Origin of the sequence: Nocardia sp. NPDC050412, assembly GCF_044458825.1 — a bacterium.
Lineage (GTDB): Bacteria > Actinomycetota > Actinomycetes > Mycobacteriales > Mycobacteriaceae > Nocardia.
The window spans coordinates 112691-133945 of record NZ_JBITIJ010000008.1 but is presented as its reverse complement, the minus strand read 5'-3'; the positions used below and the strand labels follow the sequence as shown (position 1 = coordinate 133945).

The 21255-nt window shown below is 65.9% G+C and carries 21 protein-coding genes; 16 read left to right on the top strand and 5 right to left on the bottom strand.

What is annotated here, in order from left to right; genetic code table 11:
* The first annotated feature begins 399 nt into the window (after nucleotides 1-399).
* On the top strand, nucleotides 400-1764 hold the full coding sequence (locus ACIBI6_RS23435) for an amidase (protein WP_396958004.1): 1365 nt from the start codon (nucleotides 400-402) through the stop codon (nucleotides 1762-1764).
* A gap of 208 nt (nucleotides 1765-1972) precedes the next feature.
* Here ACIBI6_RS23435 and ACIBI6_RS23430 read toward each other — a convergent pair whose 3' ends face one another.
* From ACIBI6_RS23430 to ACIBI6_RS23420, 3 genes are all read right to left on the bottom strand, one after another.
* Complete coding sequence (locus tag ACIBI6_RS23430; protein ID WP_364353950.1) at nucleotides 1973-2863, bottom strand: LysR substrate-binding domain-containing protein; 891 nt, start codon at nucleotides 2861-2863, stop codon at nucleotides 1973-1975.
* 423 nt (nucleotides 2864-3286) lie between these two features.
* Nucleotides 3287-4129, bottom strand: coding sequence for an SDR family oxidoreductase (locus ACIBI6_RS23425; protein WP_396957746.1), 843 nt, complete (start codon nucleotides 4127-4129; stop codon nucleotides 3287-3289).
* Nucleotides 4126-5727: an aldehyde dehydrogenase family protein gene (locus tag ACIBI6_RS23420; protein WP_396957744.1), complete on the bottom strand. Its 1602-nt coding sequence runs from the start codon at nucleotides 5725-5727 to the stop codon at nucleotides 4126-4128. Before ACIBI6_RS23420 ends, ACIBI6_RS23425 begins: the two co-directional genes overlap by 4 nt.
* 152 nt (nucleotides 5728-5879) lie before the next feature.
* On the opposite strand from ACIBI6_RS23420, the gene ACIBI6_RS23415 reads away from it, so the two are divergent.
* Nucleotides 5880-7163, top strand: a complete 1284-nt coding sequence (locus tag ACIBI6_RS23415) for a helix-turn-helix domain-containing protein (protein WP_364353944.1) — start codon at nucleotides 5880-5882, stop codon at nucleotides 7161-7163.
* Between the two features lie 11 nt (nucleotides 7164-7174).
* Here ACIBI6_RS23415 and ACIBI6_RS23410 read toward each other — a convergent pair whose 3' ends face one another.
* Complete coding sequence (locus tag ACIBI6_RS23410) at nucleotides 7175-7435, bottom strand: DUF2277 domain-containing protein (protein WP_364353942.1); 261 nt, start codon at nucleotides 7433-7435, stop codon at nucleotides 7175-7177.
* 109 nt (nucleotides 7436-7544) lie between these two features.
* On the opposite strand from ACIBI6_RS23410, the gene ACIBI6_RS23405 reads away from it, so the two are divergent.
* A complete protein-coding gene (locus tag ACIBI6_RS23405) occupies nucleotides 7545-8378 on the top strand; it encodes a DUF1266 domain-containing protein (RefSeq protein ID WP_364353940.1) in 834 nt (277 codons plus the stop codon).
* Here the strand turns inward: ACIBI6_RS23405 and ACIBI6_RS23400 are convergent.
* The gene (locus tag ACIBI6_RS23400; protein WP_364353937.1) at nucleotides 8358-9305 is read right to left on the bottom strand and encodes a hypothetical protein; all 948 of its coding nucleotides are present in this window, start codon (nucleotides 9303-9305) and stop codon (nucleotides 8358-8360) included. The genes ACIBI6_RS23405 and ACIBI6_RS23400 overlap by 21 nt on opposite strands.
* A 278-nt stretch (nucleotides 9306-9583) precedes the next feature.
* Here ACIBI6_RS23400 and ftsH point away from each other — a divergent pair, with 278 nt between their 5' ends.
* The 13 genes from ftsH (at nucleotide 9584) to ACIBI6_RS23335 (ending at nucleotide 21096) form a co-directional block, all read left to right on the top strand.
* Nucleotides 9584-11962, top strand: a complete 2379-nt coding sequence (ftsH, locus tag ACIBI6_RS23395; protein ID WP_364353934.1) for an ATP-dependent zinc metalloprotease FtsH — start codon at nucleotides 9584-9586, stop codon at nucleotides 11960-11962.
* Nucleotides 11963-12035: 73 nt separating this feature from the next.
* Nucleotides 12036-12749 (top strand): GTP cyclohydrolase I FolE, encoded by a 714-nt coding sequence (folE, locus tag ACIBI6_RS23390; protein WP_396957740.1) that lies wholly within the window; start codon nucleotides 12036-12038, stop codon nucleotides 12747-12749.
* A 116-nt stretch (nucleotides 12750-12865) separates the two neighbouring features.
* Entirely contained in the window at nucleotides 12866-13693 is an 828-nt protein-coding gene (folP, locus tag ACIBI6_RS23385; RefSeq protein ID WP_396957738.1) for a dihydropteroate synthase, read from the top strand.
* Between the two features lie 23 nt (nucleotides 13694-13716).
* The gene (gene folB, locus ACIBI6_RS23380; RefSeq protein WP_364354215.1) at nucleotides 13717-14121 is read left to right on the top strand and encodes a dihydroneopterin aldolase; all 405 of its coding nucleotides are present in this window, start codon (nucleotides 13717-13719) and stop codon (nucleotides 14119-14121) included.
* Nucleotides 14118-14654, top strand: coding sequence for a 2-amino-4-hydroxy-6-hydroxymethyldihydropteridine diphosphokinase (folK, locus tag ACIBI6_RS23375; protein WP_364353928.1), 537 nt, complete (start codon nucleotides 14118-14120; stop codon nucleotides 14652-14654). The genes folB and folK overlap by 4 nt, the downstream gene beginning before the upstream one ends.
* A gap of 2 nt (nucleotides 14655-14656) precedes the next feature.
* Complete coding sequence (locus tag ACIBI6_RS23370) at nucleotides 14657-15127, top strand: DUF3180 domain-containing protein (RefSeq protein ID WP_364354212.1); 471 nt, start codon at nucleotides 14657-14659, stop codon at nucleotides 15125-15127.
* A 70-nt stretch (nucleotides 15128-15197) separates the two neighbouring features.
* Nucleotides 15198-16295: a DUF6779 domain-containing protein gene (locus tag ACIBI6_RS23365; protein ID WP_396957735.1), complete on the top strand. Its 1098-nt coding sequence runs from the start codon at nucleotides 15198-15200 to the stop codon at nucleotides 16293-16295.
* 204 nt (nucleotides 16296-16499) lie between these two features.
* A complete protein-coding gene (locus tag ACIBI6_RS23360) occupies nucleotides 16500-17444 on the top strand; it encodes a DUF2520 domain-containing protein (RefSeq protein ID WP_364353922.1) in 945 nt (314 codons plus the stop codon).
* 48 nt (nucleotides 17445-17492) lie between these two features.
* The gene (panC, locus tag ACIBI6_RS23355) at nucleotides 17493-18551 is read left to right on the top strand and encodes a pantoate--beta-alanine ligase (RefSeq protein WP_364353919.1); all 1059 of its coding nucleotides are present in this window, start codon (nucleotides 17493-17495) and stop codon (nucleotides 18549-18551) included.
* A gap of 14 nt (nucleotides 18552-18565) precedes the next feature.
* Nucleotides 18566-19054, top strand: coding sequence for an aspartate 1-decarboxylase (gene panD, locus ACIBI6_RS23350; protein ID WP_364353916.1), 489 nt, complete (start codon nucleotides 18566-18568; stop codon nucleotides 19052-19054).
* 4 nt (nucleotides 19055-19058) lie between these two features.
* Nucleotides 19059-19853, top strand: a complete 795-nt coding sequence (locus ACIBI6_RS23345; protein ID WP_364353913.1) for a type III pantothenate kinase — start codon at nucleotides 19059-19061, stop codon at nucleotides 19851-19853.
* 179 nt (nucleotides 19854-20032) lie between these two features.
* A complete protein-coding gene (locus tag ACIBI6_RS23340; protein ID WP_396957732.1) occupies nucleotides 20033-20665 on the top strand; it encodes a cysteine dioxygenase in 633 nt (210 codons plus the stop codon).
* A gap of 8 nt (nucleotides 20666-20673) precedes the next feature.
* A complete protein-coding gene (locus tag ACIBI6_RS23335; protein WP_364354209.1) occupies nucleotides 20674-21096 on the top strand; it encodes a rhodanese-like domain-containing protein in 423 nt (140 codons plus the stop codon).
* Nucleotides 21097-21255 lie beyond the last annotated feature (159 nt).

Sequence of the window (21255 nt, the reverse complement as noted above, 5' to 3'; positions counted from 1 at the left end):
CTAGCTACTGAGCGGATGTCGAGTATCCGCAGTGGCCGTTCGGTGGATGTGCCCGTGAATTTCCGCCACACCCGACGACATCGTCCCCCGAGCAGTAATCGAAATGATAACTTGCGCCACAACAGCGGATCACCCGAATTCGACAACCATGCGACGGGGGAGAACCAGCACATGAACAACACGGCGCGAGTAGCGGGCGCTGAAGTGGCAGAGCGCGACCACGGAACGACCCGGGAGCGCCGTAAATCGAATACCGTGACGACCGGTGGCGTCGCGGCCACGGAGCCGACGCCGACGGATTCCACCGCTCCGGAGGCTGCTGAAGCCCCGGAGGTGCAGGCCGCCCATGGGGTTGCGGTGGGCGAGACCGACGCCGTACATGCTTCGATGGACTCCAGCATGCCACGCGAATCCGGCCTGTCACGAGGTCCGGCGGCGGCAATCGCGGCGAGTGTCCGCGATGGCTCGCTGACGCCGATCGAATCCGTCGATATTGCCCTGGATTTGATCGCCGCCGGGAACCGAAAGACGAATGCGTTCACGGTCGTCCGCTCCGCTAAGGCACGGGCCGAGGCGCTCGCGCTCGAACAGCGTTCCGATCTGGATCTGCTGCCGCTTGCGGGTGTGCCCATCGCGATAAAACACAACATCGCGGTCGAGGGTGAAGCGTCGCTCGCCGGTTCCACCGCGACCGATACCCGCCCGGCAACCGCCGACCATCCGGTGGTGCGCAGACTGCGGGCCGCGGGCGCGGTGGTGGTCGGGCTGACGGCGGTCCCCGAACTGGGCCTGTGGGGCACGACCGAGAGCGAGGGCCGCATCACCCGGAACCCATGGAATCCCGCGCGCAGCCCTGGTGGCTCCTCCGGCGGTTCGGCCGCGGCCGTGGCGGCCGGATTGGTACCGGTGGCGCACGGCGACGACGGTCTCGGTTCGGTGCGCATTCCCGCGGCCTGCTGCGGGGTCTTCGGGATCAAGCCCGGACGGTATACCGTGCCCGCCGAGGTAGGCGTCGATTCCTGGTCCGGGATGGTCGAAAACGGTGTGCTCGCAACGACGGTTGGCGATGCCGCGCTCGCGCTGTCCGTGCTGGCCGCGCGCCCGGACCTAGCCGAGTTGGAACCGCCGGGCCGACTACGCATCGGGCTGGCCGTTGCGCCCCCGTCCCGGTTGTTCCGGGTCGATCGGCACTGGACCGCGGCGGCCCGTACCGCTGCTTCGGCCGCCGCCGCGGCAGGGCACCTGGTGGAATCGGTGACACTGCCCTACGGCGAATCGCTCGTCTCGGTCGGCCTGCGCTGGTTGGCATTCGCTGCGCGTGAGGCGGCGAATCTCGTCCGCCCCGAACGTCTGCAGCGGCGCACCCGCCGTCACGTCGCACTCGGTCGGCTCGTCCAGCGGTTTCGGCTGGTGCGCCCGGCCCAGGTGGACCGGGTCGAGGCGCGACTGCTGGATTTCTTCGAGCGCTACCACGTGGTGATCACCCCGACGCTCGCCGCGCCACCACCGCGGGCCAGGGCTTGGCACATGCTGGGTTGGCTCGCGAATGTTGTTATCAGCGCTCGGTATTCACCGTTCACACCGCTGTGGAATCTGGTCGGCTGGCCCGCCGCGTCGATCCCGATGGGCATGCACCCCAGATCCAAAACTCCGGTCGCCGCTCAACTCACGGCACCGCCCGGCAGTGAATCGATTCTGCTGCGCCTCGCGGCGCAACTCGAGTCGATTCACCCCTGGAAGCGAACGGTAAACGACTGTGTCTGATTTGCATTGCCTGCGGCGCTGCGTGTTCGCGGCCCCTGGTGTCGCGCGTCCGACCCTTTCGAGCGACCTGCAAGCAGTCGCTAGCGAAGGCCGTCGAGACTCGCGACTTCGTCGCATGCGCTTCGACGGCTCGGACGCGAGACGGGCCGCGAACGTCGCTCGTAAGCTCGCTCCGTCGGGCTGGGAGGAGTGTGAACGGGACGAGCGACTAACTCGCGACCGCGGGCTGATGCTGCACCGCGAAACCACCGTCCACCGCGCGCGCGGCGAATTCGAGGATGGTCGGTCGGTTGTCGTCGGCGCGCCAGGCCACTGCCAGTTCGCACGGGGCGAGTCCGGCGAGGGGGCGGGCGGTCAGACCCGGCCAGCGGTACATCGGCACATTGTTCTCGGCCAGCAGGCAGACGCCGAGGCCCAGACTCACGGCCTCCAGCTTGTCCTCGGGCGTCGCCGCCTCGGCGCCGATCTTTGGCTGACGGCCGTTGCGAGCATCGTTGCCGAGCCAGAAGTCGCGCACCGCACCGGCCTCGGTGGGCAGTGCGATGAACGGCTCGTCCAGCAGGTCGGCGAAGTCGATGGTCTCGTTCTCGGCCAGTGGATGGTTCTCCGGCAGCAGCACCCACCGCGGCTCGGTGCGCAGCACCTGCCAGCGGTAGCGGTTCGAGTCGGGTAGCGGAAGCCAGACCAATGCCAGGTCGGCCTGTCGGCCGGCCAGACCGCTGGACGGGTCGGTCCAGGAGGCGGCGTGCAGTGCGAGGCGGTGTCCGCTCGCGCTCTCCAGATCGTTGAGCAGCCCGCGGCCGAGCGCGGACTGGATGCCGACGCGCAGCACCTCGCCCGCTTCCTGCAGCGAGACGTTGGTGACCTCCCAGAGCTCCAGGATCTTGCGGGCGCCTTCGAGCAGTTCCTTACCTGCGACGGTCAGCGCGACACTGCGCTGGTTGCGGTCGAACAGGACCACGTCGAGCTGGCGTTCCAGCTGACGAATCTGACGCGAGAGGGTGGGTTGAGCGATGTGCAGCCGCTGGGCGGCGTTGGTGAAGTGCAGTTCCTCAGCGACGGCGACGAAATACCGCAGGTCGCGCAAATGCGGGTCCATAGCCCCTTGCTATCAGAATCGGTCCTGAATTTCCAGCCTATTAAGGCCGGAAAGTCTGGATATGGCAGCCGAAACAGTCGGCAGGTTTGTTAGACACAGCATATGGCTTGTCATGGTCATTTGCATCATCGACTCGGCGAATCTCCGGCACCCTGGACTCGCGCCGCGGCGTGCAAAGTTAATTGGGCGTATGACCAGCAACGATGTGGCGCTGAATGTGTTCGTGCGAGTGCTGAAGTGTGGTCGGTCACTGTCGAGAAACCGGCCCGCAACGGGGGTGCTGCTGCTACCGGGGCAGATAGTGATGTTCGTCACTGTTATGTTTGCCATCTCGTTCGATCGGCTCGGAAACCGCCGTCCCGAGGCCGTTCAACGCGAAGGCGCCGTGGTCGATGACCCGACCACGGCGCCTTCATCGATCGCTCAGAGACTGCGTGCCCGATCCTCGTAGGCCTGGCGCTTGGCCGCGTCCACGTCCTCGAGGAAGGCATTGCTCGAACCCAGCGCCCTGGCCAGCCCATCGGCCACCGGCTCCGGCAGCAGATTCACCAGCTGCGACAGGAATCCGGCCACCGCCGTGACCCGGACCTTGGATTTCGGCGCGGCGATCAGCGCGACGATCGCATCGGCGATCTCCTCCGGCTCGGCCGCACGCAGTAGCTTCGGGCCGCTCACACCGGAGCCGAGTTCGGTATTCGTCAGCGTCGGCAGTACCGACGAGAACGCGACACCCGAACCCCGGTACTCCTCACGCAGGGTGTCGGTGAAGCCGAGCACCGCATGCTTGCTGGCGTTATAGGTCGCCAGGCCCGGAATATGCGTCTCGCCCGCGAGCGAGGCGATGTTGATGATGTGCCCGCTTTTGCGCGCCAGCATGCGCGTCAGTCCGAGTTTGGAGCCAAGGATGACGCCGTAGACATTGATATCCAGGATCCGGCGGGTGATCTGATCCGGCTCATCGGCGAATTTGCCGGTCGGCATGATGCCCGCATTGTTGATCAGCACGTCGATCGGGCCGATGGTGCGCTCGACCTCGTCGAGGAAACTCTCGAACGAGGTGGGGTCGGTGACATCGAGCCGCCCGTAGAGCTCGAAATCGCGCGCGGTGCCGGATTCCTTGACCGTGGTTTCGTCGATATCGCCGATCGCGATCTTGGCGCCGAGCGCCTGCAGCGCGGTCGCCGTGGCCAGTCCGATGCCGCGCGCGCCGCCGGTGATGACGACGACCTTGCCGCGAATCTTCGCCGCGTCTCGGTCCCCGGTCACTTGTTGTCTCCCTTGAGTTTCAGGATTGCCGCGATATCGATGCGCCGCAGTCCGCGAGCGCCGGCGGCACGCATGGCGCCGAGCCCGAACAGCACCTTCGGCATCTGGTACGGGAACCAGAGCAGTTCCTTCTGCTGGGTCGGCAGGATCGGCGTGGTGATCGCCTTCTGCCTGCAGTATTTGCGGATCCCGTTCGCGCCGCCCCAACGTGCACCCACACCGGACTGCCCCCAGCCGCCCATCGGCAGCGCGAAGCTGAACAGATTGACGAAGACGTCGTTGATATTCACCGCACCGGCCTCGAGGGCACGGGCCACCCGCTCGCCGCGTTCCTTATCGCCGGTCCACACCGAGGCCGACAGGCCATAGATCGAATCATTGGCCAGCCGAACGGCTTCCGCCTCATCGGCGACCTTGATCACCGGCAGGGTCGGGCCGAAGGTCTCCTCGGTAATACAGGACATGGTGTGGTCGACATCGACCAGCACGGTCGGTTCGAACAGGGTGCCGACACCGGTGCGCTTACCGCCGGTGGTCACCCTGGCACCCGCCGCGACGGCCTCGTCGACATGCCGCTGCACGATCTGGACCTGGTTCTCATTGGCCAGCGCGCCCACGTCGGATTTGGACTCGCGCCCGTCGAGACCCTGCCGCAGATTCTTGACCGCGTCGGTGAGCTTGGCGACGAATTCGTCGTAGACCGGAGCCTCGACATACACCCGCTCCACCGAAATGCAGACCTGGCCCGAATTGAACATGCCGCCGAAGGCGATGCCGTGCGCGGCCCGATCCAAATCGGCGTCGGCCAGCACAATCGCCGGATCCTTACCGCCCAATTCCAGGCTGTAGGGAATCAACCGCTCGACACAGGCGGCGGCGATCTTGCGCCCGGTCGCGGTCGAACCGGTGAACTGGATGTAGTCGGCATTCTCGACCACTGCCGCACCCGTCGCGCCCGCACCGGTGACCACCGCGAAAACCGGCGGCGCACCGATTTCGGCCCAGCCTCTTGCCAATTCGACCGCGGAAAGCGGAGTCACCTCCGACGGCTTGAGAATCACCGCGGCACCCGCGGCCAGCGCCGGAATCACGTCGATGACCGGCATGGCCAGCGGGAAGTTCCACGGCGTGATCACGCCGACCACCGGGTACGGCTTGTACACCGTGGTCAACTTCTTGACCCGGGCCAGCGGGCTGTGCGGTGAGGGGTGGTCATCAGCGAGGAATTTGCCCGCCCGGCGCGCGTAGTAGCCGATCAGATCGGTGGAGAAGGCCGGGTCGATCAGCGCGTCCACCCGTGGTTTACCCGCCTCGGCCTGCAGTACATCCGCCAGGTGCTCGGTGTTGTCGATGATCCAGTCCTGCAGCGCGAGCAGCCATTTCTTGCGCCCGTCGGGACCGATGGCCTCCCACTCCGGCTGGAACAGGCGCAATTCGCGAATCTTGGCCGCGACGGCGTCGGCGCTCTCGTTCGGCACGGTGCCGACCACCGCGCCGGTGCCCGGGTTGCGCACCTCGATGAGTTCCGGATCCGCTTTCTCGGCGGCTGTCTTGCGCGCAGTTTTCTTCTCGGCCGCGCCGGGCACGGTATCGGTCACGCTGTTCTCCCACTACGTTGTGCTGTGCACCGCTGATCGCTGTGAATCAGTTCACTGACCTATGATCGTGACACAAGGTTGGTGGACTTTCTTGGCCCGATTTGTCAACGAATGAGGCCGTTTTTGTTCTCGAAGCACAATTCGGAGATTGCATGAGCACCGGCCGGATCAGCCCCAATAGCGCAGTGGTCCGCGACTGGCTGGCCCAATACGTCTACGAGACCATGCGCACCCAGGCCCTCGAACAGGTCGTCGACCGCCTCGACAACGCGATCATTGCGCACATCCCGGAACTCGCCGATCGCGATATGCGTCGCGACCTGGCCGCCAGCACCCGCGCACATGCCAGGGTGGTGCTGGCCAACCTCACCAGCGACACCATCGAATTCGCCCTGCCGGAGGAGGCGCACGCCTTCGCCAGAACCCTCGCCCGGCGCGGCTACGACCTTCGGCTACTACTGCGGACTTATCATGTCGGGCAGGAGGCAGTGCTCGACTACATGACCGACGCCGTCGACGAACGCCAGCCGCCACCCGAAATCGAGCGGGCGGTAATGCTGCGGCTGTTCGAGCGTTCCACCCGATGGGTCAGCATTTCCGTGGAGACGCTCACCGATACCTACATGGAGGAACGCGAGCGCGTAATGCGCGCCGCCCTCAACCGCCGCACCGAAATCGTGCGTGCGCTGCTCGCCGGTGACGAACTCGATATCGACCAGGCTTCGGTCCGGCTCGGCTACCGACTTGCCAAGCAGCACTTGGCATTTGTGCTGTGGACCGATGAGACCACCGGCGAGCCGGACAGTGAGTCGAGCGGCTTGCTGGATCGGGTGGCGACACGATTGGGCACCGCGCTCGGCAGTAACCAGGTGCTCTCGGTCGCTTCCGGCGCGAGCGGCATGTGGGCCTGGGTGGGTTTGGACGACGACGCGCATGCCGCCGAATTGGCGGTGCCGGGGGAGATCGAGCGAATGGTGCTCGGTCAGGTGCAGTCGCCGGTGCGGGCCGCGTTCGGGGTGCCCGCGCCGCAGACCGCCGGGTTCCGGCGCAGCCATCATGAGGCCGTCGCGGCCAGGCACGTCGCCGAGCGCGCTCCGGCGGATCGAGCGCGGGTCACCGCATATCGCGAGGTGGAGATCGCCTACCTGGTGGGCGCTGACGACGCGGCCATGCGCGGTCTGATCGGGCGCGAAATTCGCGCGCTGGCTGGCCGTGATGTCAATGCCACACGGCTGCGCGAAACACTGCACGCATATCTGAAAAGCCATCGCAGCCCGGAGGCCACGGCGAAATTACTCGGTGTGCACAAGAACACGGTCCGCTATCGGATCCAGCGGATCGAGGAACTGCTCGGCCATCCGATCGAAGCGCGCAGTCTGCCGCTGGAGATCGCACTGGCCTGCGTCGCCACCTACGGCGCAGACGCCCTACCTTGAAACGCTACGAACTACTCCCTCTCCGCGACCGCGCGATCGCGGCGTAGCGGCGGTTCGGTGGCCGGTGCGACCCGCACATCCGGTAGATCCGCGAGCAATTGCGTGGTCGCTGCCGCGATGGCGTTCACCGCCTTGTCCACGGCCGCCTTGGTTGTGGTGCTCAGGCCGGACACGCCACCGACCGTACGCACGTACTGCAGTGCGGCAGCATAGATTTCCTGCTCGGTAGGCGCAGGATCCAGGCCACGAAGGAGGGTGATGTTGCTACTCATGGGAGCACACTACTGCCCATTGTCGAGGTAAGGCAGGCCAAGAAACAGATCCGATGAAGCCGAGCGATTACACAGGTCCATCCAAGATCCATAGTGAACAATCGGGGGTATGCCTGCCCGCGGTGTACCGACCTTGACAACATTCCCCTACGACGAGCTCGACAAGAGGGAAGAGGACCACTGGTCCGGCGCGGCGGTATCGGATGACGAGCTGCGCGCGCTCGCACTCGGCGGGTTCTATTCGGCGCGCTGGGATGCCTTCCACGATGCGCTGCTGCTCGGCCCAGAGCGCGATCATCCGCTCGGTGACCGGCGCGAACTCGCCATCGACACGCTCACCGGCGCGTGGGGCATCACCGACGGCACCGAGGCGCAGGCCTCCATGGAGCAGCTGCTCGAAGGGATGCACGCGCCGCTGTACGCGATGGTGCACCCGTTGGTGATGGCATCGATCAATGCCAGTGAGCGCGACCGGTTCGGTGAGCGGGCCGATCGACATCGGGCCTTCCTGCGGCAGGTCGGTTCGTTCCGGGGGATGGACAATCCGGAGGCGCTGGTCCGCGATTACGACATCTGGTCGCAGGCGATCAAAATCGGTTTCACCGAACATCTGGCCCGCCCGCTGCCCAGCGATATCCATGCCTGGGATCTGGCCCGGGTGGTCGCGGTGGCCCGAATGGCCTTCACCGCGGGCTATCTCGACGCCGAGATGGCCTGGGACTATCTGATGCGGGCACTGCCGCTGGCCCAGCGCAAATACCAGAATTGGCGCCAATTCGGTGATGCCTACCTGACCGGCTGGACCTATTGGCAGGCCTGTGAGGATCTGGCCGAACTCAAGAACGGCGGCGTGGATCGGCGCATGGAACTGCTGCGCCTGTGGTTGCGTCCGACCAGCCCGTGGCGGCGGATCACATTGCAATCAGTGCCCGTCGGGGAGTGAGCGCAGGATCCCGCGCCCGTAGCGCTGGAACTGTCCGTCATCGACCATGCCAAGGGAGTGTCGCTCCACCAGTAATTCCCACTCGGAATAGAGCTGGGCGACACCCGGATCGGACGGACCGGCCGCACCGTCGGCCGAATCGCGCCGGACGGCGAAATTCACCGCGCAGGTGACGCGCTCGGTATCGGCCCGATCGGTGCCGGTGAAATGCAACGTGACGTTTCCGTCGTGCACATCGATGCCGGTCTCACCGCGCACCGAGCCGATCTCACCGGGCGTGGTCAACGCGCCGTCGGTGGTGCGCGCCCACATCACGACCGGGATGGGTAGCTCGTGCGCGTACCTGTCACCGGGGCCGATGGAGATGAACAGCAGCCGTCCGGTGGTCGCGGCCAGCAGGCCAGGACCGCTGCCCGCGGGCGAATGGGCCACCACGATGGCGGTCTCCAGCACGTATTCGTCGATTGTGACGTAGCGATGCAGCGCGGCTATCGCGGCCTTGGCTTCGCGCTTGGGCGCCATCCGCCGCACGGCTCGATCGACATCGGCTCGGGTCGGCCCGCTCTTACCCCACTGCGGGGCGGGCGGTTGTAGATCGGGTGCGGCCACATCGATGCGCTGGCTGGCCCGGATCTGATCGTTGATGCGCTCGACGATTTCGGCGGCCGCGGGGAAATCGTGTTCGGCTATCAATACCGGTAATGGTGTGCGGTCGGCGGGGACGCCGGTGAGCACCGGCGTGGGATAACGCAGATAGATCTCGATGACGACCGCATCGTCGGCCCGGCGGTTCAGCCTAACTTTGAGCAGGTCGGTGACCGGCACATCCAGGACGCGCTCGCCCTCGCTGCCCGGGCGTAGAACGATAAGTCGTCCTCGGCCGTGCCGCACTATCGCTGTGGGTGTCCGTAGCTCAACTATGTCCATACCCCCTGCGCTCTTATGTGTCGTCGCTCACGATAGGCCGAACATGACATGATTGTGACCACTTGGCGTAACCCGACCGGAGACTTCGGGAACCACGGACGTTCCCCGACCGTTTACCTGTCGAACTACACCAGCTGCCGAACTGCGCGATGTATCGACTAGACCGTACGCGGTAACGTGGCATGTCCGCATCCGAACACCGGACGGGACGCGCCCGACGCCACGCTAGGCATGCACCGGAGACACCCGGAAAGGACTGGCCGCCCGGCCTAAGCTCTATGAACCGCAAGACTGTGTTTCGCACCCTGGCCATAGTCTCGGGCATTTTGCTCGTGATTTATGCGTTCAGCTATTTCGGCAATGACACGCGCGGCTGGAAGAGCGTCGATACCTCGGTGGCGTTGAGTCAGCTGAACGACAAGAGCAACGTCAAGAACGTCCAGATCGACGATCGCGAGCAGCAGCTGCGCATCGAGCTGAACAACGGGAACGACGCCACCTCGGGCTCGAAGAAGGTCATCGCCAAGTATCCCGGTGGCAGTGAGACCTCCAACCAGGTCTTCGATGCCGTACAGAAGTCCGGCGCACCATTCAACACCGTGGTCAAACAGGACAGCTGGTTCACCCAGATCCTGTTGTTCGTGCTGCCGATGGTGATCTTGTTGGGCCTGTTCATCTTTGTGATGTCGCGCATGCAGGGCGGTGGTCGCGGCGGCATGATGGGCTTCGGCAAGTCCAAGGCCAAACAGCTGTCCAAGGACATGCCCAAGACCACCTTCGCGGATGTGGCCGGCGCCGACGAGGCCGTCGAAGAGCTCTACGAAATCAAGGACTTCCTGCAGAACCCGGTGCGCTACCAGGCGCTGGGCGCGAAGATCCCGAAGGGCGTGCTGCTCTACGGCCCGCCCGGTACCGGTAAGACCCTGCTGGCGCGTGCCGTCGCGGGTGAGGCCGGGGTGCCGTTCTTCACCATCTCCGGTTCGGACTTCGTCGAGATGTTCGTCGGTGTCGGCGCCTCCCGCGTGCGCGACCTGTTCGAGCAGGCCAAGCAGAACAGCCCGTGCATCATCTTCGTCGACGAGATCGACGCGGTCGGCCGCCAGCGCGGCGCCGGACTCGGCGGTGGTCACGACGAGCGTGAGCAGACGCTGAACCAGTTGCTCGTCGAGATGGACGGCTTCGGCGATCGCACCGGCGTCATCCTGATCGCCGCGACCAATCGCCCCGACATCCTCGATCCGGCCTTGCTGCGTCCGGGCCGGTTCGACCGGCAGATCCCGGTCAGCAATCCGGACCTGGCCGGGCGTCGTGCCATCCTGCGGGTGCATTCGCAGGGCAAGCCGATCTCGCCGGAGGCCGATCTCGACGGTCTGGCCAAGCGCACCGTCGGCATGTCCGGCGCGGATCTGGCCAATGTCGTCAACGAGGCCGCACTGCTCACTGCCCGTGAGAACGGCGCGGTGATCACCGGCGAGCAACTCGAGGAGTCGGTGGACCGCGTCGTCGGTGGTCCGCGCCGTAAGAGCCGCATCATCAGCGAGCACGAGAAGAAGATCACCGCCTACCACGAGGGCGGCCACACCCTGGCCGCCTGGGCGATGCCGGATATCGAGCCGGTCTACAAGGTGACCATCCTGGCCCGCGGTCGCACCGGCGGCCACGCCATGACGGTGCCCGAGGACGACAAGGGCCTGATGACCCGCTCGGAGATGATCGCCCGCCTGGTCATGGCGATGGGCGGCCGCGCGGCCGAGGAACTGGTGTTCCACGAGCCGACCACCGGTGCGTCCTCGGATATCGACCAGGCCACCAAGATCGCGCGCGCGATGGTCACCGAATACGGCATGAGCGCACGTCTGGGCGCGGTGCGCTACGGCCAAGAGCAGGGCGACCCGTTCCTCGGGCGCTCGATGGGCATGGGTTCGGATTACTCGCACGAGGTCGCCGGCGCCATCGATGAGGAGGTGCGCAACCTGATCGAGGCCGCGCACACCGAGGCGTGGGCAATCCTCAACGAGTACCGCGATGTGCTCGATGTGCTCGCCACGGCACTGCTGGAGCGGGAGACCTTGCACCGCAAGGATCTCGAGGAGATCCTCGCCGCGGTGCAGAAGCGGCCGCGCATCACGGCGTTCAACGATTTCGGCGAGCGCGTGCCATCGGATAAGCCGCCGGTGAAGACCCCGGGCGAACTGGCCGCCGAGCGCGGCGAGCCGTGGCCCCCGCAGGCGCCGGCGCTGCCGAAGCTGCCGCAGCGTGAACCCGCCGTGGCCAATGGCTACCCGGACGGTGGTTATCAGGAACCGCGCTACGGCGGCGGTCACCCCGAGCAGCCCGCGCCCGGTTACCCGTTGCCGCAGGCCCCCTCCCCGGCTTATCCGCGACAGGGCGCGACGCACGGCTCACGGCCGGATTATGGTGCTCCGGCCGGTTGGTCGGCCCCGGGGTGGCCGCCGCGCGACGAGCAGCAGCAGTCGGGTCAGCCGGGCTACGGCGGCTGGCAGGGTGAGCCGCAGCCGCGCCACGGCTACCCGCAGCCGCAACAGCCATGGGGTCAGCCGGGCCGGGGCAACGACGGCTATGACGAGCCCGCCAACGGCACCGGGAATAACGAGGGCGAGAACCACGATTGGGATGGACCGAACGGTCGGCACTGACACGTGCCGATTAGGCTCGACCATCTGGGTGCGGGGTGATTGCTCGTACCCGAGATTTTGGAGGTGTCCTCGATTGTCGGCCAACAATCACGTCGGTGGCCCCGGGCATGGGAGCGGCGGTGCCGTTGCGAATGCCAGCAATTTCGACGAGTTCGATGAACCGGTCAAGTACAACGGTGCGGGCCCCGAGCCGGACCTGATCGCACTGGAGAGCGGCCGCCCATTCGATCAGCCCCGAGCCGAGGCCGCGATCCGAGAACTGCTGATCGCGGTCGGCGAGAATCCGGACCGGCCCGGCCTGATCGATACGCCCGCGCGGGTGGCCCGCGCCTATCGGGAGATGTTCGCCGGGCTCTACACCGAGCCGGATGCGGTGCTGAACACCACCTTCGACGAGGGGCACCAGGAATTGGTGCTGGTTCGCGATATCCCGCTGTACTCGACCTGTGAACACCATCTGGTGTCCTTCCACGGCGTCGCGCACGTCGGCTATATTCCCGGCCCGCACGGCCGGGTGACCGGACTGTCCAAACTGGCCAGGCTGGTCGATCTGTACGCCAAGCGTCCGCAGGTGCAGGAGCGGCTGACCAGCCAGATCGCCGATGCGGTCATGCGCAAGCTGGATCCGCGCGGTGCCATTGTCGTGATCGAGGCCGAGCATCTGTGCATGGCCATGCGCGGTATTCGCAAGCCCGGTGCCAGCACCACCACCTCCGCCGTGCGCGGTCTGCTGCAGTCCAACGCCGCCTCGCGGGCCGAGGCCCTCGATCTGATCCTGCGGAAGTGAGGCCCCGCGCGGTGTCGACCCACGCCCCCGATGCCGTCCGGAGCAGTGTCGCGCCGCGCGGTGTCGTTTCGAGCGACCTGCAAGCAATCGCTAGCGGTGACCGCTCCTGTGTGGTGATGGGGGTCGTGAACGTCACCAGTGATTCGTTCTCCGACGGCGGCCGCTATCTGGATCCGAGTCTGGCCATCGCACACGGCATCGAGCTGTTCGAGGCGGGCGCCGACATCATCGATATCGGTGGCGAGTCGACCCGGCCCGGTGCAGTGCGGATCGATCCGGAAACCGAGGCCGCGCGGGTGGTTCCGGTCATTCGCGGTTTGGTTGCCGCGGGTGTGCCGACCAGTGTTGACACCATGCGGGCCGGTGTCGCCGAGGCGGCGATCGCGGCCGGAGTTTCGGTCGTCAACGACGTCTCCGGTGGTCGCGCCGATCCGGATATGGTGAAAGTCATTGCGGCGGCTGAGGTTCCGTGGATCCTCATGCACTGGCGGGCGGGTGCGGACTATCGGCACACCGGTCCGGCCGACTACTACGACGACGTGGTCGCCGAGGTGCTCGCCGAATTGACCGCGCAGGTGGAACTGGCCGTCGCGGCCGGTGTCGACCGGTCCCGGTTGGTGCTCGATCCCGGCCTCGGTTTCGCCAAGAATGCCGAACACAATTGGGCGCTGCTCGGCGCGCTGCCCGAATTGGTCGGCCGCGGGCTGCCGATACTTATCGGCGCCTCTCGTAAACGTTTCCTCGGCTCCCTGCTCGCCGATGCCACCGGCCCGCGGCCGCCCGACGGCCGGGAGACCGCCACCGCGACGGTGTCGGCGCTGGCCGCCCTGCACGGGGCCTGGGGTGTCCGCGTCCACGATGTGCGTGCCTCGCTCGATGCCATTGCCGTGACCGATGCCTGGCAGCGCGCTGCGAGGCAGAGCCCCCGAGGAGCCGTTCTATGACCGCAGCATCGCGCAGCGATTCGATGAGGGATAGCGGCCGGGAGGCTGGTGGGCACCAGCCCGACCGGATCGAGCTGCGCGGCCTGCGCGCGTATGGCTATCACGGCTGCTTCGACTATGAACGCCGCGACGGCCAGGAATTCCTGGTCGATCTGACGGTATGGACCGATTTCGCCGCCGCCGCGGCCACCGATGACCTCGCGAACACCATCGACTACGGCGCCCTCGCCGAGCGGGCCGTGCAGATCATCCAGGGGCCGCCGCGCAATCTCATCGAAAAGGTGGTCGCCGATATCGCCGACGATGTGATGACCGATCCACGCATCCAGTCGGTCGAGGTCGTCGTGCACAAACCGTCCGCGCCCATTCCGCATACCTTCGCCGATGTCCGCGTGGTCACCTCGCGGCAGCGGGGAGTGGTGGCATGAGTCACGCCGTCTTGTCGATCGGCTCGAATCTGGGCGATCGGCTCGCGCATCTGCGCAGCGTTGTCGACGGGCTGGGGGAGCGGGTGGTGGCGGTGTCGCCGGTGTACTCGACCGCGCCGTGGGGCGGTGTCGAACAGGACGACTATCTCAATGCCATTGTGCTGGTCGGTGATCCGCAATTCGGCCCGCACGATTGGTTGCGCTTCGGCCAGCAGTTGGAGCAGGCCGCCGGTCGGGTGCGCGAAGTGCGTTGGGGCGCGCGCACTCTCGATGTCGATGTGGTGTGGTGTGCCGAGGACGGCGCGGTCAGTCGCAGTGACGATCCGGAATTGACCCTGCCGCATCCGCAGGCGCACAAGCGGGCCTTCGTACTGATCCCGTGGCTGGATGTGCAGCCGGACGCGGAACTCGAGGTCGATGGCACCGTGCGGCTGGTGCGCGACTGGCTCGCCGAACTAGACGCGGCCGAACGCGCGGGTGTCCGACCGACCGAATTCGTGCTGCCGGCAGCCGCGGAGGGATCGGCGTCGTGAAACTGAAGCCGACCCGGATTTTCGATCTCATCGCGAATGTCGTCGTCGCGGCCCTCATCGCCTGGTTGCTCACGCGGATGGCCTATGGCAGTTTCCCGCCGATCTCGATTTACGCGGGCGCATCGCTTTATCCGGTCGCCGCGATCGAAGTGGCACTCGGTTTCGTAATCCGCGCGCGGGTCAATGAACATCAGATCGGTGACGGCAGCCATCAGCTGCATCCGATCACCGCGGCCCGCGCGGTCGCATTGGCCAAGGCGTCCGCGCAAGTCGGCTCGCTTGCTGCCGGGGTATGGCTGGGTTTCCTTTTGTGGGTTTATCCACAGCGCGACACCTTGAATGCGGCGGGGGCGGATAGCCCCGGCGCAATTGTCGGGATGCTGGCGGGGGTGGCTTTGGTAGCTGCGGCACTGTGGCTGGAGTACTGCTGTCGGGCTCCGGAGGATCCTTCAGATGATCCGGCAACTACATAGCAAATAATCCTGGCGGAATCACTGCGCGAGAATCTGGGCGCGGCTGGCTGATCAAGCTACCCTGGCGTGCATGGTTTCACCCTCCCGTAGCAGCACCTCTCGTCGACGGCGGGACGACGCGGGAAAATTGTTCATCGGCGTATTGATTCTGCTCGGTCTGGTTGCCAGCGTTTTCCTGGTTTTCAGTGACCGTCTGCAGTTTGTTCGGATCGGCTTGGTGGCGGCGCTGTGGGCGGCCGTGATCGGCGCTTTGGCCGCGACGCGGTACCGCAAGGAAGCCACGATCGATAAGGCCAAGGTCCGTGACCTGCAGACGGTGTACGAACTCCAGTTGGAACGCGAGGTGACCGCCCGACGCGAATACGAGCTCGGCGTCGAGGCGCGGGTGCGCGCGGAAGTGGGTGCCGATGCGACCGAAATGGCCGCCCTGCGCGCCGAACTCACCGTGCTCCGGGAGAGCCTGCAGCGGCTCTTCGACGGTGATCTGCCGATGGATCGACCCGCATTGCGCGCCGATGCGACCCGGATTCAGGAGTTGCCGAGCGCATCCGGAAATTCGGCCAACAATAGCTCGGCGAATGCCGACAGCTGGCTGGACATGGCGTTTCAGCAATCTCCTAGCACCTTCACCCCTGTCTTCGACTCGGATCATCCGGAGCCTCCACGCTTCGCGAGTCCCTTCGACGATCCGGTGACCGCGGAGACCGCTATCGTCCAGATCGACGATCTCGACGATCTCGACGATCTCGACGATCTCGACGATCTCGACGATTCAGAGATCACCGACGCCGAGGTCGACGATATGCACGACACCGGCCCGCTGGCCACCACTGGCGGCTGGGCCGACGCGTTCACCGAGGATCCGGATAAGACCGGTGTTCCGCCGCGGCTACAGCCGCTCGAGTACACCGTGCCGCCGCGTTTGCCGGAGCCCGAGCCGACCGCGTCCGAAGCCGAGCAGGACTTCTCGGCACCGGAGCCGACCCCGAATCCGGAGCCCGCCCCACGCCCGACGACCACGGTCCCGCCGCCGGGCACCGCCACCTCCCGCCGCCGTCGCCGCGTCGATCCGGAAGCCGACTCCGGCAATTCGTCGCGTCGACTTTCGGTGGCCGAGATCATGGCCAACCTGCAGTCGGAAGAAAACGGACGCCGTACCGGACGCTGATCCGGCGCGAGCGGTGAGGGCCACGCACTCCCTGGCTGCGAACACGCGGCGCCGAAGGCGCTGCCAAAAGACAGAGCAAATCCAACACTGCGGTGTAAATCACGCGGGTGCCCCGTGGCATCGGCGAAGGATGGGCCGATATTCTCGGTGCGTAACGTCTGGTACCCGGCTGTCCGGGACTGGAACGACATCGAGAGGACAACGTTGACCTCGAGAAGCGTCAACCCTGACAACGCTGCTTCGGGTGACCCCGCGCCTGCACGCTTGACGGTGGGAATCGTCTCGGCGGGACGCGTCGGTTCCGCACTCGGCGCGGCGCTCGAGCGCGCCGGACACGTGGTGTTCGGCGTGGCTGCCATTTCCGATGCCTCGGTGCATCGGGCCCGCACGCGACTACCCGAATCCGAAATCCTGCCGGTCGAGGAGGTGGCCGCACGCAGCGAATTGCTGCTGCTCGCGGTACCCGATGCCGAACTACCCGGGCTGGTGCGCGGGCTCGTATCCGCGGATGTGGTCCGCGCCGGCACCATCGTCGCGCATACCTCTGGCGCCAATGGTGTGGGCGTGCTTGCTCCACTGGCCGAGCGTGGCGTATTGCCGCTGGCCATCCATCCGGCCATGACCTTCACCGGACACGACGAGGACGTCGCCCGGCTCGGCAATGCCTGCTTCGGCATTACCGCCGCCGACGAAATCGGCTTCGCCATCGCGCAATCGCTGGTGATCGAGATGGGCGGCGAGCCGGTTCGGGTGCAGGAAGAGAATCGCCAGCTCTATCACGCCGCACTCGCACACGGCAGTAATCACCTGGTCACGGTGGTGCTGGACGCGGTCGACGCATTACGCGCCGCACTCGCTGGCCCCGGCCTGCTCGGCCAGCAGATCGTCGACGATCAACCGAACGGTCTGGCTGAACGTCTGCTCGCCCCATTGGCCTCGGCCGCCCTCGACAACGCCCTGCGCCGCGGTCAGTCCGCGCTGACCGGTCCGGTGGCGCGTGGTGATGCGGATGCCGTTGCCGCACATCTGAGCGCCATGGCCGCCGTCGATACCCGCTTGGCCGCGGGCTATCGCGCCATGTCGCTGCGCACGGCCGAGCGCGCCAAGACCAATCCGGCTCTGATCGAGCTGCTGGAGGGAGGCCGATGATGGATCCGAAGTTTTCCCGGCGCGATCGACGGGCCCGGAGGAGGCGGCGTGCGTAACCACGGAGGGCCCGGAGAGCGCCATATCGAGCAGAGCGCGTATCGGCGCGGCGAGCTGACGGTGCACCACGATCCCGAGGTGATCGCCGCGGTCTCCAAGGCCCTGCGCGGCGTCGGACGTACCGTCGGCCTGGTACCAACCATGGGCGCACTGCACGAGGGGCATCTCGAGATCGTGCGCCGGGCCAAGCGGACCAATCAGGTGGTCATCGTCTCGATTTTCGTGAATCCGCTGCAGTTCGGCGCAAACGAGGATCTGGACAAATACCCGCGAACCCTCGACGCAGACGTCGAATTGCTGCGCAAGGAGGGCGTGGAGCTGGTATTCGCGCCGAGCGCCTCGGATATGTATCCGGACGGCCCGCGCACCACCGTGCATCCCGGTCCGATCGGCGCCGAGCTCGAAGGTGCCAGCCGCCCGACGCATTTCGCGGGCATGCTGACCGTGGTCGCCAAGCTGCTGAATATCGCGCGCCCGACCGAGGCATTCTTCGGAGAGAAGGACTATCAGCAGCTCACCCTGATCCGCCAGATGGTGCGCGATCTGAATATGGACGTCAAGATCGTCCCGTTGCCGACGGTTCGCGAACACGACGGCCTCGCACTGTCTTCCCGCAATCGGTATCTCGATGCGGCACAACGGGAATCGGCACTGGCCCTGTCGGCGGCGCTGGCCGCGGGTCGGCATGCCGGCGCGCTCGGTGCGGATGCCGTGCTGGCCGCGGCCCGCGCAGTGCTCGACGCGGCTCCCGGTGTCGATGTCGACTATCTCGAATTGCGCTCGTCCGCACTCGGCCCCGCCCCCGCGAACGGCAATGCGCGCCTGCTCGTCGCCGCCAAGGTCGGCTCGACCCGCTTGATCGACAACACCGCCGTCGCACTCGGCGCGCCCGTCGATGGTGGCGGTGTTGTGTCGAGCGACGTTGTGTCGAGCGACGTTGTGTCGAGCGACGTTGTTTCGAGCGACCTGCAAGCAGTCGCTGGCGGCCCCACACTCCCTGATTCGCGCACCGCCGCGACCGACTCCCAGCCTGCCCAGGCCAATATTTAGGAAGGGCGACAGCGATGTTGCGCACCATGATGAAGTCGAAGATCCACCGCGCCACGGTGACCCATGCCGATCTGCACTATGTCGGTTCGGTGACCGTCGACCAGGATCTGCTCGACGCCGCCGATCTGCTCGAGGGTGAGCAGGTCTGCATTGTCGATATCGATAACGGCGCCCGCCTGGAGACTTATGTGATCGCCGGTGAGCGCGGTTCGGGTGTCATCGGAATCAATGGCGCCGCCGCACATCTCGTGCATCCCGGTGATCTGGTCATCCTGATCGCCTACGGCATGATGGACGAGGCGGAGCTGAAGGAATACGCCCCGAAGGTCGTATTCGTCGACGAGCACAATCGTGCGACCGATCTCGGTTCCGATCCGGCGCATGCCCCGGAGGGTTCCGGTCTGGTCACCCCGCGCTCGCTGACCGCTGTGCCCGATGCGGCGTTCCCGGGGCCCTCCGTGGTTACGCGGGCTGCCGCCGCCGTGTCCGTCGCTCACGCCTGAGCCGATGCTGCTGACCATCGATGTCCGGAATACGAGCATTGAGCTCGGATTGTTCTCGGGCAGTGGTAATCACGCGAAGTTGGTGCGGCACTGGCGGATACATACCAATCCGCTGCTGACCGCGGACGAATTCGCCATGCAGGTGCGCGGATTGGTCGGTGAGCAGGTGGAGGAGATCGTCGGGGTTTCGGCGTTGTCCACCGTGCCGCCGGTACTGCGCGAGATCAGATCGATGCTCACTCGCTATTGGGATCACGTGCCGCATGTGGTGGTGGAACCCGGTGTGCGAACCGGTATTCCGCTACTTGTGGACAATCCCAAGGAAATCGGCGCGGACCGCATCGTGAACACCCTTGCCGCCCATCATCGTTTCGGTACGGCCGCGATTGTCGTGGATTTCGGTACGGCCACCACCGTCGATCTGGTATCGGCCAAGGGCGAGTTTCTCGGTGGTGTGCTCGCGCCGGGTGTGGAGATCTCCGGCGAGGCGCTCATCGAGCGCGCCGCATTGCGCCGGGTCGAGTTGGCGCGGCCGCGTTCGGTGGTCGGCAAGAACACCGTCGAGGCCATCCAATCCGGTGCGATATTCGGCTTCGCCGGTTTGGTGGACGGCCTGATCGATCGGATTCGCGATGAATTCGACGCATTCGCCGGTGACGATGTCGCGGTGGTCGCGACCGGCCACACCGCGCCGTTGATCGTGCCGGAATCGGAGACCATCGACCACCACGAGCCGCATCTCACATTGACCGGGTTGCGCCTGGTCTACGAGCGCAATCAGCGCCGTAAGGGCGCTTGATATGCCGATCCGGGGTGCTCGCGCATGACCGGCCACTTTGCCGCCGGTTTCGGCACTGCTACACTCGCTCCCGTGTATTCCCGCGTGAGCACCCAGGAGTGTTGTCGAGGCTGACCTGCCTCGACCGTTCGAGGCTGACCAAGTCCCTCGACCGTTGACATACTCCTGGAGATTCGCTGATGCGTTCTTCCGTTCTTTCGCTCAATTCCGCACGTAATGCCCTTTCGGCTACCCCGCCGCTGGATCGTGCCGTCTCTTCTGCATTACCCACCCGCCTGCGTCCCGCCGATCTGCTGCGGCTGACCGACGAGGGCGCCGAAGACGTACTCGCGGGACGTTACGACCATCTGTTGCCCGCCAATGGAATTTGGCCGACCGATGAGCGCTGGGCCACCCGGCTGCTTTCCGACGACGAGGTCGATGTCTGGCTGATCAGCTGGACGCCCGGCAAATCCACCGAATTGCACGATCACGCCGGCTCGCTCGGCGCATTGACCGTGCTCAGCGGCGCGCTTTCGGAATTCCGCTGGAACGGAACGGAACTGCGCCGACGCACCCTGACCGCGGGGGATCAGGCCTCGTTCCCGATCGGCTGGGTGCACGATGTGATGCGCGCACCGGCCGCTGGCGACTGCTCGCAGGTCGCTCGAAACGGCACTGCCGTGGAATCCGTCGGGCCGCTCGATCCGACGCTCAGCGTGCACGCCTATTCACCGCCGCTCACCGCGATGTCCTATTACGAGGTGACCGGCCACGGCACCCTGCGGCGCTCCCGAACAGTCCTCACCGACCAGCCCGAAGGTGATATGTGATGACCCGTTTGACCATCGATCAGATGCTCCAGAACGCGCGGGCCCGCCTGAATCGGATCTATGCCTTCGAAACGCCGCAGGCGCTGGATCGGGGCGCGATTCTGGTCGATATCCGGCCGCAGGCGCAGCGCGCACGTGAGGGCGCACTGCCGGGCGCACTGGTGATCGAACGCAATGTCCTGGAATGGCGGCTGGATCCGTCGAGTTCGGCCCGGCTGGCGCTGGCCACCGATCACGATGTGGAATGGATCATCGTCTGCTCGGAGGGCTATACCTCCAGTCTCGCCGCGGCCGCGCTGCAGGAACTCGGTCTGCATCGGGCCACCGATGTGATCGGTGGCTATCAGGCATTGAAGGCGGCCGGCCTGCTCGGTGTCGGGGTCCGCGCGCCGCACTTCGCCCGCGAGGTCGAGGCACTGGCGACACTGTAAATTCTGGCCGAACCACTTCCATCTCGAAACATACGGGTGCGCAATGGCTTTCGCGGGATTGCCGGAGCGCGCCCGCTATTCGTGGTGTCGGAGAAGGCCGCGAAACAGGACATGAAGGACAGTTCCGGGCGCGGCTGATTCGTTAGCGGTCGGTCGTGC